This window comes from Streptomyces sp. NPDC046716 (genome assembly GCF_040645755.1).
GTDB lineage: Bacteria > Actinomycetota > Actinomycetes > Streptomycetales > Streptomycetaceae > Streptomyces.
In genome coordinates, this window is the sequence record NZ_JBEYYU010000009.1 from 146,588 (window position 1) to 159,194 (window position 12,607).

The 12,607-nt window shown below is 72.7% G+C and carries 13 protein-coding genes; 9 read left to right on the forward strand and 4 right to left on the reverse strand.

Annotated features, from left to right (window positions below):
- Nucleotides 1-124: 124 nt before the first annotated feature.
- Nucleotides 125-868, forward strand: coding sequence for a chaplin (locus ABZ930_RS09780; RefSeq protein WP_361544320.1), 744 nt, complete (start codon nucleotides 125-127; stop codon nucleotides 866-868).
- Nucleotides 869-952: 84 nt separating this feature from the next.
- Here the strand turns inward: ABZ930_RS09780 and ABZ930_RS09785 are convergent, their stop codons facing one another.
- On the reverse strand, nucleotides 953-1,141 hold the full coding sequence (locus tag ABZ930_RS09785; protein ID WP_111666225.1) for a DUF5703 family protein: 189 nt from the start codon (nucleotides 1,139-1,141) through the stop codon (nucleotides 953-955).
- Between the two features lie 47 nt (nucleotides 1,142-1,188).
- On the opposite strand from ABZ930_RS09785, the gene ABZ930_RS09790 reads away from it, so the two are divergent.
- Entirely contained in the window at nucleotides 1,189-1,848 is a 660-nt protein-coding gene (locus ABZ930_RS09790) for a hypothetical protein (protein ID WP_361544323.1), read from the forward strand.
- Between the two features lie 132 nt (nucleotides 1,849-1,980).
- Here ABZ930_RS09790 and ABZ930_RS09795 read toward each other — a convergent pair whose 3' ends face one another.
- A complete protein-coding gene (locus tag ABZ930_RS09795; RefSeq protein WP_361544326.1) occupies nucleotides 1,981-4,188 on the reverse strand; it encodes a helix-hairpin-helix domain-containing protein in 2,208 nt (735 codons plus the stop codon).
- A complete protein-coding gene (locus tag ABZ930_RS09800) occupies nucleotides 4,185-5,168 on the reverse strand; it encodes an aldo/keto reductase (RefSeq protein ID WP_361544329.1) in 984 nt (327 codons plus the stop codon). The genes ABZ930_RS09795 and ABZ930_RS09800 overlap by 4 nt, the downstream gene beginning before the upstream one ends.
- 146 nt (nucleotides 5,169-5,314) lie before the next feature.
- Here ABZ930_RS09800 and ABZ930_RS09805 point away from each other — a divergent pair, with 146 nt between their 5' ends.
- Both ABZ930_RS09805 and ABZ930_RS09810 read left to right on the forward strand, forming a co-directional pair.
- Entirely contained in the window at nucleotides 5,315-6,379 is a 1,065-nt protein-coding gene (locus tag ABZ930_RS09805; protein WP_361544332.1) for an LLM class F420-dependent oxidoreductase, read from the forward strand.
- Between the two features lie 247 nt (nucleotides 6,380-6,626).
- The gene (locus tag ABZ930_RS09810) at nucleotides 6,627-7,415 is read left to right on the forward strand and encodes a ferritin-like domain-containing protein (protein ID WP_361544335.1); all 789 of its coding nucleotides are present in this window, start codon (nucleotides 6,627-6,629) and stop codon (nucleotides 7,413-7,415) included.
- A gap of 22 nt (nucleotides 7,416-7,437) precedes the next feature.
- Here the strand turns inward: ABZ930_RS09810 and corA are convergent, their stop codons facing one another.
- On the reverse strand, nucleotides 7,438-8,445 hold the full coding sequence (gene corA, locus ABZ930_RS09815) for a magnesium/cobalt transporter CorA (protein WP_361544338.1): 1,008 nt from the start codon (nucleotides 8,443-8,445) through the stop codon (nucleotides 7,438-7,440).
- A 62-nt stretch (nucleotides 8,446-8,507) separates the two neighbouring features.
- On the opposite strand from corA, the gene ABZ930_RS09820 reads away from it, so the two are divergent.
- The 5 genes from ABZ930_RS09820 to mshC all read left to right on the forward strand — a co-directional run bounded on the left by ABZ930_RS09820 (nucleotide 8,508) and on the right by mshC (nucleotide 12,486).
- Entirely contained in the window at nucleotides 8,508-9,194 is a 687-nt protein-coding gene (locus ABZ930_RS09820) for a histidine phosphatase family protein (RefSeq protein WP_361544341.1), read from the forward strand.
- A 71-nt stretch (nucleotides 9,195-9,265) separates the two neighbouring features.
- Nucleotides 9,266-9,856, forward strand: coding sequence for a DUF3090 domain-containing protein (locus ABZ930_RS09825; protein ID WP_361544344.1), 591 nt, complete (start codon nucleotides 9,266-9,268; stop codon nucleotides 9,854-9,856).
- Nucleotides 9,820-10,659 (forward strand): SCO1664 family protein, encoded by an 840-nt coding sequence (locus tag ABZ930_RS09830; protein ID WP_361544347.1) that lies wholly within the window; start codon nucleotides 9,820-9,822, stop codon nucleotides 10,657-10,659. The genes ABZ930_RS09825 and ABZ930_RS09830 overlap by 37 nt, the downstream gene beginning before the upstream one ends.
- A gap of 43 nt (nucleotides 10,660-10,702) precedes the next feature.
- Nucleotides 10,703-11,143, forward strand: a complete 441-nt coding sequence (locus tag ABZ930_RS09835) for an SRPBCC domain-containing protein (protein WP_361544350.1) — start codon at nucleotides 10,703-10,705, stop codon at nucleotides 11,141-11,143.
- A 113-nt stretch (nucleotides 11,144-11,256) separates the two neighbouring features.
- Entirely contained in the window at nucleotides 11,257-12,486 is a 1,230-nt protein-coding gene (mshC, locus tag ABZ930_RS09840; RefSeq protein WP_361544353.1) for a cysteine--1-D-myo-inosityl 2-amino-2-deoxy-alpha-D-glucopyranoside ligase, read from the forward strand.
- Nucleotides 12,487-12,607 lie beyond the last annotated feature (121 nt).

Genomic DNA, 12,607 nt, shown 5'->3' on the forward strand with positions numbered 1-12,607 from the left:
CGGAGTGCGCGCCATGCACTCCGGGGCCGACCGGCATTCGGGGACCCGGGGCACACCAGTTCCCCGGCCCACCCAGGCGAAGTGCAGTGCTTCGAGCGCTGAGATTGCTAAGGCAGGGATTGCTATGCGACAGGTCACGCGCAAGGGCCTGACCATCATGGCGGCCGCGACCGGCGTGCTCGCCGTCACCGGCGGCTACGCGCACGCCGACTCGGGTGCGCACGGAAGCGCGTCGGACTCACCCGGCATCGCCTCCGGAAACAACGTGCAGGTGCCGGTCGACGTCCCGGTCAACGTCTGCGGCAACACCGTGAACGTCATCGGGCTGCTCAACCCGGCGATGGGCAACAACTGCGCCAACACCTCCCACGACGGCGGCTACGGCGACGACAGCGGCGGCGGCTCCCACCACCAGCCGTCCGGCGGCGGATCGCACGCGGGCGGTCACACCGGTGGTTCCCCGGGCATCGGCTCGGGCAACCACGTCCAGGTGCCCGTGGAGGTTCCGGTCAACGTCTGCGGGAACTCCGTCGGAGTCGTCTCCGTCGGCAACCCCACCACGGGCGACGACTGCGCCAACGGTGAGCAGGCGACGCCGCCGTCCACGCCGCCCGCCACCCCCGGGAAGCCGCACCAGCCGGGCAAGCCCGGAGCGCCGGGCGAGGCCGTCAAGCCCGTGACGCGGGCGCTGCACCCGACCGAGAGCAAGCCCAACCAGCCGGAGACGCACAGCGTCCCCCAGGCCAAGGGCGAGTCCCAGCTCGCCATGACCGGCAGCTCGCTGCCCGTCGGCGCGACGGGCGCACTGGCCGCGGGCGCGCTGCTCGGCGGCGCGGTGCTCTACCGCCGCTCCCGGACCGGCGCGTAGCGCGCACGGCAGGCAGCGGCTACGGAGCGGGCCCCGCATCGGCGGGGCCCGCTCCGTTTTCGGCCGCGGGACGTCAGGATCAGGTCACCATGTGGCCCGCACCTGGCGGATGATCCGCCGCCGCAGCCGCACGCGGCGACTGCCGTCGCGGCGCAGGCTCAATCGGTCCAACTCCCAGTGTCCGTACTCTGCATGGTCCGTCAGCAGGCGCGTCGCATCCTTGCGGGAGACCCCGCGCGGCACGTACACGTCGACAAATTCGTATTCCGGCATCGCATCTATTGTGCGGGCACGGGCCCGGTACGGATAGCGTCTGCACTATGTCTGATGCTGCGCAGCCCACCGCTGCCGAGGTACGCGCCGCCGCAGAGGCGGTCAAGGCTGCGCTCGACCGTCACCTGGCGGCTGTCGAGCGCAGGTCGGGAGAGGACGACCCGGCCGTCTACGAAGCGTTCAACGAGCTCGCCGTCGCGGCCGAGGAGTACGACGAACTCCTCTACGACCGCTACGACGAGGTCACCCCCTTCGAGATCCCCAGCGGCGACGACTCGCTGCCGCCGTACACCGGACCGGAGGAGCCGAACGCGCTGAGCGTGCTGATCCGACGCGACTACGCCGTGGTCGAGCCGCAGCGTCTTCTCGCCCAGGCGGGCCGGGTCGCCGACCTCGAGGCCGGTCCCGACCCGGACAGCGCGGGCAGTAGCGTCCACGCCGCACTGGGTGTGCTCTTCGGCGAGTTCGAGCCGGACGAGATCGCCTCCCGGCACAAGGAGTTCGGCCTGGAGGAGGGCGACTCGACACTCTGGGTCGCGGCCGCCGACGAGCCGGCCGAACCGGGGGAGTGGCTGGAGGCCCCGTTCGACCAGGCGGATCCGCAGCGGGTGGTGTGCCGCTTCGACGTCAGCTCGGTCTTCGACGACGACCTCGACCCCGACGACGACACCGTCACGACGGAACCCTTGGAAGACGCCGACCACTGATCCCAGGCCGCCTCAGGCCAGGCAGCCTGCCGCCCCCGCCTTGGGCAGTCTGCCGCCTGGGGCGGCAGGGTGGGCAAGGCGGCACCCCAGCGCCGGGCAGGCGCCTCGATGGGCGCCCGCCCCAACCCCGCTCTAAGCCCCCGGCACCTGAGCCCGGACCAACCGCTGCAACCGGGTCGTCCGCGGCTTGGCGACCACCTCGGCGACGGCCCGCGGCAACGCGGCATCCACCCCGTGCACCACGGACAGATGCCGCTCCCCGCGCCCGAACGCCGTGTACACCCAGGGCCGGCTCAGCCCCGCCGCGGCGTCCCCGGGCAGCACCACCACCGCGGCGGCCCACCGCAGCCCCACGGCCTGGTGCCCGGTCACCGCCCACCCGTGCCGCACGGCCCGCTCCACCTGCTCCTTCGGTACGAGCACGGCCTCGCCGTCACAGTCGAGCCGCAGCCCCTCGGCATCGGCCCCGACGACCCGCCCGGGCCTGATCCGCCCCGGACCGGCCACGTGCACCACCCGGTCCCCGGGGTCGAACCCCCCGAACCGCCCGGGCCCCGGATTCAGCCGTTCCTTCAGTGCCGCGTTCAGCGCCCGCGTCCCCGCCGCGCCCGCATGCCCCGGAGTGATCACCTGGGTCTCCTCGGGGGGCACCCCGATGGCCCGCGGCACCGAGTCCGCGACGAGCTGCACGGTGCGGTGGATCGCCTCGGCGCCGTCCCGCACCGGCACGATCACGACCTCCTTGCCGGGCGCCTCCACCTGGTTCAGCTCACCGATGCCGATGCCCGAGACCAGCTCGCCGACCGGCCCGAAGTCCGGCGTCCGAGAGGCCAGGCGCGGGCAGATCCCGGCGGCCAGCAGATCGGCGAAGACCCGTCCCGGCCCCGCGGACCACAGCACCCCCGGATCGCCGCTGAGCACCAGACAGGTGCCGTCGGCCAGCAGCTCCACGAGCATCGCGCCCGCGTCCACGTCCAGCTGCGGCGCGTCCAGGACGACCAGGAGATCGACCGCGAGCGCGCCGTCGGCGTCCCGGCCGGGGCCCTGCGTCTGGGTGAGCAGCCCCTCGACGGTGGCCGTCGCGCTCTCCGGCGCCTCGCCGCCGAGCAGCGCCGCGGCCCGGCGGCGCCCGTCCGCGCTGTGGGCGGCCACGCACACCCGCAGCCCGAGACCGGCCGCGGCCGAGGCCAGCGCCACCGGCTCGGCGCGGGCGGCCTCGCCGCCGGTGTGCAGTACAAGGCGGTGCGCGGCGGCGGCCCGGATCAGCTCGGCCGTCGTCCCGGAAGCGGCGTCGGCCGCCGCCTCCCAGTCACCCGCGAGGGAGTCGCCGTCCTTGGGCGCGGAGTTGATGATGCGGGCGAGACCGTCGGCGAGGCTCTCCTCGGCGAGCGCGTACCGCTCGAGGCCGACGAGGATCCGCACCGGCCGCTCGGCCTCCTCCTCGCCCTCCTCCGCCGGCTCGGGCTCGGGCGCGTCCTCGACGGGGTCCTGGAACAGAATGGCGTCGCCCTCCGCGGCGGCGCTCTGCACGGCCTCGTCCGGATCGGGCACCCCGCGCTTGCCGAGCGCGTCCGAGAGCACCGGAAGATCCAGGGCCGTGTGCCCGGCGACCGCCGCCTGCTCGAGCAGCCACACGGTGACCGCGCGGCCCCGCCGCTCGTCCTCGGGGCCGCACTCCGCGCCGAGCAGCGCCCGCGCGAACCCGTCGGCCTGCTCCGGGCGCACCCCGCTCACCCGCAGCAGCTGCCAGGGATCCTCGCGCAGCAGGTCCTCTGCGCCCTCGCCCAGCGCCGTGGCGGCACCCACGGCGAGCGAGTCGGGCGCACCGCCCTCGACGAGCACGGCGCGCACGGCGGCGACCGTGCCGGCGTCGGGCCCGGCGTCCACGGCCGACGCCGCGGGCACGGCGGGCGCGTGGGGCCGTGGCTCGGGCACGGCGGCGGCCGGGCGCGGCGCGGGCTCCGGCGCCCGCTTCGCGAACTCGGCGACGGCCGGCTTCTCGCCGCTCTCCACGGCACGTACGGCGGCGAGCAGATCGGCGGCCGTGCCGCTCAGCTTCGTGCCGGCGGCGATCGGTCCGTCCTTGGCGGCCTTGCGCTGCGCGATGCGCTCCCGCAGCTCCCGCTGCGCGGCCAGCTCGGCCTCCGCCTCGGACGGCTGGGCCGCCGCGTCCTCGGTGCCGGTCTTCTCGGTCCCGGCCTCCTCGGTCCCGTCCTCGGCCGCTTCGGCCGCTTCGGCCGGCTCGGCCGCCTCGGCGGCATCGAGGGGCGCCTCCGTGTCCGGCCCGGCGTCGGGGACCTGCCCTGACTCGTTCTCCGCGGCAGCGGACTCCGTACTCACAACGTGCTCCAGTCCTGATCGGGATAGCGGTGCACGGGCGCCGACACATCGTCGAGCGCCTGGCAGATCTCGTCAGGAAGACTAAGGGCCTCCACTGACAATGCCGCCGTGAGCTGCTGGGTGTTGCGCGCGCCGATGATCGGCGCGGTCACGCCGGGCCGGTCCCTGACCCAGGCGAGGGCGACCTGGAGCGGCGTCACCGCGAGCCCGTCCGCGGCTATGGCGACCGCGTCCACGATGTGCCCCGCTGCCTCGTCCAGGTACGGCGCGACGAAGGGCGCCATGTGGTCGGAGCCGCCGCGCGAGTCCGCCGGGGTGCCGCCCCGGTACTTCCCGGTCAGCACCCCGCGCCCGAGCGGCGACGACGGCAGCAGCCCGATGCCCAGGTCCAGGGCGGCCGGCAGCACCTCCCGCTCCACCCCGCGCTGCAGCAGCGAGTACTCCATCTGCGTACTGGCGAGCCGGGTGCGGGTGCCCGGCGCCGCGAGCTGCCAAGTGCCCGCCTTGGCCAGCTGCCACCCGCAGAAATTGGACACTCCCGCATAGCGCGCCCGCCCGCTGCTGACCGCGATGTCGAGGGCCTGGAGCGTCTCGTCGAGCGGGGTGCCGGGGTCGTAGGCGTGAATCTGCCAGAGATCGACGTAATCGGTGCCGAGCCGGGCGAGCGAGGCGTCGAGCGCGGCGAGCAGATGGCCGCGCGAGCCGTCGAAGCGCCGGTCCGGGTCGGGCACACTGCCCGCCTTGGTGGAGATGACCAGGTCACGGCGGGGGACCAGGCCCTCGACGAGGCGGCCGAGCAGATACTCCGACTCTCCGTCCCCGTACACGTCGGCCGTGTCGACGAGCGAGCCGCCCGCCTCCCAGAAGACCTTCAACAGGTCGGCGGCGGCGTGCTCGTCCGTGTCCCGCCCCCACGTCAGGGTGCCGAGCCCGATCCGGGACACACGCAGGCCGGTACGGCCGAGATGCCTCTGCTCCATGGGCGCTGAGAGTACTGGCCGAAGGTCAGGATGGGGGGCCCGGTGCATATCTGTGGTGCCGCCCGCCGCGCTAGGGTGCCCGGAGAAGAGGACGTTACCGATGGGTAATCCAGCGGTTCCCGCACGCGGTTAAGGGGATGTGGTCAATGAAGCTCGGCATCAATCTCGGGTACTGGGGCCTGGGGATGGACACCGACAACCTCGCCGTCGCCAAGGAGGCCGATCAGCTCGGCTACGCGGTGTGCTGGGCGGCCGAGGCGTACGGCTCCGACACCGTCACGGTGCTCAGCTACGTCGCCGCGCAGACCGAGCGCATCGACGTCGGCTCGGCCATCATGCAGATCCCGGCCCGCCAGCCCACCATGACGGCGATGACCGCCGCGACCCTCGACACCCTCTCCGGGGGCCGCTTCCGCCTCGGTCTCGGCGTCTCCGGGCCGCAGGTCTCCGAGGGCTGGTACGGAGTGAAGTTCGACAAGCCGCTCGCCCGCACGCGCGAGTACGTCGACATCGTGCGCAAGGCCATGAGCCGCGAACGTGTCTCCTACGAGGGCACCCACTGGACCCTGCCGCTGCCCGACGGCCCGGGCAAGTCCCTGAAGCTGACCGTGCACCCGAAGCGCGAGCACATCCCGCTCTACATCGCGGCGATCGGCCCGAAGAACCTGGAGCAGACCGGCGAGATCGCCGACGGCGCCCTGCTGATCTTCCCGTCCGCCGAGCACCTGGAGGACACCGCGATCAAGTACCTGCGCGCGGGCCGCGAGAAGGCCGGCAAGACCATGGAGGGCTTCGACGTCTGCCCGACCGTGCCGATCGCCGTGGGCCCGGAGAGCGGCGACAAGGACGTGTCCGCGCTCGCCGACGCGTTCCGCCCCTACACCGCGCTCTACGTCGGCGGCATGGGCAGCGCCAAGCAGAACTTCTACAACCAGCTCGCGCAGCGCATGGGGTACGAGAAGGAGGCCGCCGAGATCCAGGAGAAGTACCTGGCCGGCGACAAGGACGGCGCCGCCGCGGCCGTCCCGCAGAAGCTCATCGACTCCACCACGCTGCTCGGCTCCGTGGACCGGATCGCGGACCGGATGCGCGAGTACGCCGAGGCCGGTGTCACCACGCTGACGCTGTCCCCGGCCGGCTTCACGCTGGACGAGCGGCTCGCCTCGCTGCGCGCGGGCGTCGAGGCGGTGGAGCGGGCCGGGCTGGCCTAGATCGCGGCGGCGGCACCGGCGGAGTCTTCCGCGGCCGTGGTGGGGGCTCGGGGGGTCTTCCCCGCCACGGCCGTCATGGAGAACAACGCGCCACCGGGCCCACGGTTACGCCTCCCATCCCGGCACGGATCCTCCTTTCGGCCGAGTTGTCGGTCATACCTGTTGCCTGTCACCGCCTCCCGCATTTGACTCGGTCTTTGCGAGCCATGGAGCCGCGGACCGCGCGTGGAGGCACGGAGGTAGCCAGATGCTGTCGGCCAAGAGCCTGTTCCAGGAGATTCTCGACGACGACGAATCGTTCCGGTTGTTCTGCTCGATCGCGGCCGGCGGCGAGGCGCAGGGCGGCTGGGAGAACGGTCGGATCGCCGCCCTCGTCCCCGAGAGCGAGCGGGCCCTCGCGCCCAAGATCGCCCGGCACGGCGCCGACGAGGACAAGCACGGGCGCATCTTCAACGCCCTGCTGAAGAAGCGCGGCCTGACCCCGGTGCCGGTCCCGGACGAGACCGACTACACGATGCTCCTGGAGCGGCACGGCATCGGCCTCCCGCACGAGCGTCTCCGGCGCGACGAGCCGCTGTCCGTGCGGGACATCGTCACCTACCTCGCCCACAGCCGCGTCACCGAGCAGCGCGCCTCCGAGCAGATGGAACTGCTGCGCAAGCACTTCTCCGGCCACCCCGACATCGGCCGCGCGGTCAAGATGATCTCCAACGACGAGGACAACCACCTCGCCTACTGCCACGAGGAGTTGCTGCGCCTCGCCCACGCGGGCCACGGCCGCACCATCCAGCGCGTCCTGCGGGAGTGCGCCCTCGCCGAGATCGCCGTCTACCGCGACGTGAGCCTCGCCGTCATGGACCGCATGGGCCGCGTCCTCGGCTGGTCCGCCCCGAAGGCCGCGGTGCTCGCCGCCGGCATCCGCGCCGTGTACGCGTACGAGCGCCTCGGCGGCTGGCGGCGGATGGTCTCCCTGTCGATGCCGCGGCGGCGCGACGCGCTCGGCGGCCCCGCGACCACCTCCGTCGAGTTCGCGTGAGCGGCACGTCCCCGGTGAGCCGCTACAGCCAGCCGCGCCGCTTGAACATCCGGTACAGCACCATCTCCAGGACGGCCATCAGCACGATCACCGCCGGGTACGACCACATCCAGTGCAGCTCCGGCATGTGGTCGAAGTTCATGCCGTAGATGCCCGCGATCATCGTGGGCACCGCGGCCATCGCGGCCCACGCGGAGATCTTCCGCATGTCGTCGTTCTGCCGCACGCTCATCTGCGCCAGGTGCGCCGACAGGATGTCCGTCACCAGGCGGTCCAGGCCGTCCACGGACTCGTTGACCCGGGTCAGATGGTCGTGCACGTCGCGGAAGAACGGGCGCGCGTCCTCGGCCACGAACGGCACGGCCGTGGGGTACGGGCCGAGCCCCGCGAGCCGGGCCGTCGGCAGCGCCAGCGGGCCGGTGGCCCGGCGGAACTCCAGGATCTGCCGCTTGAAGGCGTAGATCCGCGACGCCGTGTCCCGCGAGCCCCCGCCGTCCGGCGAGAACACCTCGGCCTCCAGCTCCTCCAGATCGGTCTGCAGCTCGGTCGCGACGTCCAGGTAGTGGTCGACCGTGGCGTCCGCGACCGCGTACAGCACCGCCGTCGGGCCGTGCCGCAGGAAGACCGGATCGCGCTCCAGGCGCTTGCGCACGGCCGCCAGGGACGACCCCTCGCCGTGCCGCACGGTCACCACGAACGAGTCGCCCAGGAAGAGCATCACCTCGCCCGAGGAGACCTTGTCGCTCCTGGGCTCGTACCCGACCGGCTTCAGGACCACGAACAGCGAGTCGTCGTAGACCTCCAGCTTCGGCCGCTGGTGCGCCTTCATGGCGTCCTCGACGGCCAGCGGGTGCAGCCCGAACTCCTCGGTCACCGTCCCGAACTCGGCCTCCGTGGCCTCGTGCAGCCCGATCCACACGAAGGCGTCGTCCGACGCCCGTGCCTCCGCGAGGGCGTCCGACAGGTCCTTGATGTCCGCCGGGGCCTCGACGCGGCGCCCGTCCCGGTACACGGCGCAGTCGACGATCATGGCAGCCATTCTTCCCAGAGGGTTCGCCGACTGCACCTCCGCGTGCCTTTAGGCTGGCGGGCATGCCCACGCTGATCCTCGTCCGCCACGGACGCTCCACCGCCAACACCGCCGGTCTGCTCGCCGGGTGGACGCCCGGCGTGGCCCTCGACGAGCGCGGCAGCGCGCAGGCCGCCACGCTGCCCGAGCGGCTGAAGGACCTGCCGCTCGCCGAGATCGTCAGCAGCCCGCTCCAGCGCTGCCAGGAGACCGTCGCGCCGCTGCTCGCCGCACGGCCCGGGCTGAGCGCGCACACCGACGACCGGATCGGCGAGTGCGACTACGGCGACTGGTCGGGCCGCAAGCTGGCCGAACTCGCCGACGAACCGCTGATGCAGGTCGTCCAGCAGCACCCGACCGCCGCCGCCTTCCCCGGCGGCGAGTCCATGCGGCAGATGCAGCACCGGGCGGCGGAAGCGGTGCGGGAGTGGAACGCGCGCGTGGAGCGCGATCACGGCGCGGACGCCGTGTACGTCATGTGCTCGCACGGCGACATCATCAAGTCCCTTGTGGCGGACGCTCTCGGGCTTCATCTGGACCTCTTTCAGCGGATCTCCGTAGAGCCGTGTTCCATCACCGCGATCCGTTACACACGACTGCGCCCCTTTCTCGTCCGCCTCGGGGACACCGGCGACTTCGGCTCGCTCGCCCCGCGCGAGCAGCCGCAGGGTCCGGATGCGACCGTCGGTGGCGGCGCTGGCGCACCGTGATCGTCCGCCGCAGTAGGGTGAAGCTCCGTCAAGCACAGTCGATCCCCATCCCCAGATCATGGAGTCAGGACGTGTCGCGTCAGGTGTTCCTCTACGACCCTCCGGAGCGTTTCGTGGCCGGTACGGTCGGACTCCCCGGGCGCCGCACCTTCTTCCTGCAGGCCTCGGCGGGAACCCGGGTCACCAGCGTGGCGCTGGAGAAGACCCAGGTGGCCGCGCTCGCCGAGCGCATGGACGAGCTGCTCGACGAGGTGGTGCGGCGCAGCGGCGGAAACGCGCCGGTGCCCGCCGTGGCACCCACCGAGATCTCCGACACGGCCCCGCTCGACTCACCGGTCGAGGAGGAGTTCCGGGTCGGCACCATGGCACTGGCCTGGGACGGCGACGAACAGCGCATGATCGTCGAGGCGCAGGCCCTCGTCGAGATGGACGCCGAGTCCGACGAGGACCTGGCCGAGGCCGAGGAAAGGCTTCTCCAGGACGAGGAGAACGGTCCGCCGATGCTCCGCGTCCGGCTCACCGGCAACCAGGCGCGCGCCTTCGCCAAGCGGGCCCTGGAGGTCGTGAACGCGGGCCGCCCGCCGTGCCCGCTGTGCAGTCTGCCGCTCGACCCGGAGGGACACGTATGTCCGCGCCAGAACGGATACCGGCGCGGCGCGTGACCGGCCGCGACGCCCTGGACCTCCTCACCCGCGGGGAGCTGCACGTCGAGGGGCAGATCAGGGACGCGTCGAACGCCGTCCTGCTGTGCCGGGTGAGCCACGAGGACCGGGAGGCGGCCTGCGTCTACAAGCCGGTCCGCGGTGAGCGGCCGCTGTGGGACTTCCCCGACGGCACGCTCGCCCAGCGCGAGGTGGCCGCCTTCGAGGTCTCCGAGGCGCTCGGCTGGAGCCTGGTCCCGCCGACCGTGCTGCGCGACGGCCCGTACGGCGAGGGCATGTGCCAGCTGTGGATCGACACCCCCGAGGAGCAGGGCGACGACGCCGGGCTGCTGGCGCTCGTGGACGCCGAGGAGCCGGGGGAGGGCTGGAAGGCCGTCGGGTTCGCGGAGGTCGGCGAGGGCCGCACCGCGCTCCTCGTGCACGCCGACGACGCCCGGCTGCGACGCCTCGCCGTGCTCGACGCGGTGATCAACAACGGCGACCGCAAGGGCGGGCACCTGCTCGTCGACGCCGGGGCGCGGCTGTACGGCATCGACCACGGCGTCACCTTCAACGTCGAGGACAAGCTGCGCACGCTCCTGTGGGGCTGGGCCGGTGAACCGCTGACCGAGGAGGCGACCGGGGCGCTGGAGGCGCTGCGGGGACGGCTGGCCGAGGGCGAGCCGCTCGCGGCGCGGCTGGCCGAGCTGATCACCGGCGCCGAGCTGGACGCCGTACGGGAGCGGGTGGCCGCGCTGCTGAAGTCCGGCCGGCACCGGGAGCCGAGCGGCGAGTGGCCCGCCATCCCGTGGCCGCCGATCTGAGGCCCGGCGGCGGGTGTCAGTGGCCCGCGCTACGTTCGACGGCATGACCAAGTTGATTGTCGAGGACCGGATCGACCGCCCGGTGAAGGACGTGTTCGAGGCCATCGTCACGGTCGAGGGGCTGTCGGGTTTCTTCGTCGAGCGCACCTCCGCGCCGATGGTGCCCGGCACCACGGTGACCTGGACCTTCCCTCATGTCGACGCGGAGTTCGACGTCGAGATAGGCGAGATCGAGCCCGATCGGCTCGTCTCGTGGAGCTGGCCGGGCGGCCAGGTCGTCATCGAGCTGCGCGAGACCGGTTCCGGGGCGACCGCACTCACCGTGATGGAGCAGCCGATGGGCGACGGGATCGAGGGCGCGGGGCGCGCGGTCGGGCAGACACAGGGCTGGACGTACTTCGTGTGCACCCTGCGCGCCTATCTGCTGCACGGCATCCGCCATTTCGGGCTCTCGGACGGCATCCGGGCCACCGTGACCGACTAGCGGGGCTCCAGGGGCCGTACAGCATCGTCGGCGTGGGCGCGCAAGAGGGCCTCGTCGGCCATCGGACCTGGTCCGGTTCGTATCCGGAAGCACCGTCCGGTTACGCTCATGACATGCATGCCTGGCCCGCTTCTGAGGTCCCCGCCCTGCCTGGCAAGGGCCGCGACCTGGAGATCCACGACACCGCGACCGATGGGCTCGTCACCCTCGACCCCGGTCCCGTCGCCCGTATCTACGTATGCGGCATCACGCCGTACGACGCGACCCATATGGGTCACGCGGCGACCTACAACGCGTTCGACCTGGTGCAGCGCGTGTGGCTCGACACCAAGCGGCAGGTGCACTATGTCCAGAACGTGACGGACGTCGACGACCCGCTGCTCGAGCGGGCCGTGCGCGACGGCGTCGACTGGGTGGGGCTCGCCGAGCAGGAGACCGCCCTGTTCCGTGAGGACATGACCGCCCTGCGGATGCTCCCGCCGCAGCACTACATAGGCGCCGTGGAGGCGATACCCGGCATCGTGCCGCTCGTCGAGCGGCTGCGCGACGCCGGTGCGGCCTACGAGCTGGACGGCGACATCTACTTCTCCGTCGAGGCCGACCCGCACTTCGGCTCCGTCTCGAACCTGGACGCCGCCACGATGCGGCTGCTCTCCGCCGAGCGCGGTGGCGACCCGGATCGCGCGGGCAAGAAGAACCCCCTCGACCCGATGCTCTGGATGGCCGCCCGCGAGGGCGAGCCGAGCTGGGACGGCGGCTCGCTGGGGCAGGGACGCCCCGGCTGGCACATCGAGTGTGTCGCCATCGCCCTCGACCACCTCGGCATGGGCTTCGACGTCCAGGGCGGCGGCTCCGACCTGGCCTTCCCGCACCACGAGATGGGCGCCTCGCACGCCCAGGCGCTGACCGGCGAGTTCCCGATGGCCAAGGCGTACGTGCACGCCGGGATGGTCGGGCTCGACGGCGAGAAGATGTCCAAGTCCAAGGGCAACCTCGTCTTCGTGTCGCAGCTGCGCCGCGACGGGGTCGACCCGGCCGCCATCCGGCTCGCGCTGCTCGCCCACCACTACCGCTCGGACTGGGAGTGGACCGACCAGGTGCTCGCCGACGCCGTGGCCCGGCTCGGCCGCTGGCGGGCCGCCGTGTCGCGGCCCGACGGGCCTCCTGCGGAGGGGCTGGTCGAGGAGATCCGCGCGGCTCTGTCGAACGATCTCGACGCGCCCGCCGCGCTGGTCGCCGTCGACCGGTGGGCCGAGCTGCAGGATGCCGAGGGTGGCTCCGACGAGGGTGCGCCGGGTGTCGTCTCGCGTGCCGTCGACGCGCTGCTCGGGGTCGCGCTCTAGGCTGCGCCGATCTGTTCGTTCTCCGAAAAGCCTCTCCAGGGCGAGGGAGTTGAGGTCACGGGGCTCCGCCCCGGGCCCCGCTCCTCCATCGCCGGAGGGGCTTTTCCGTGCTCTAGCGCCG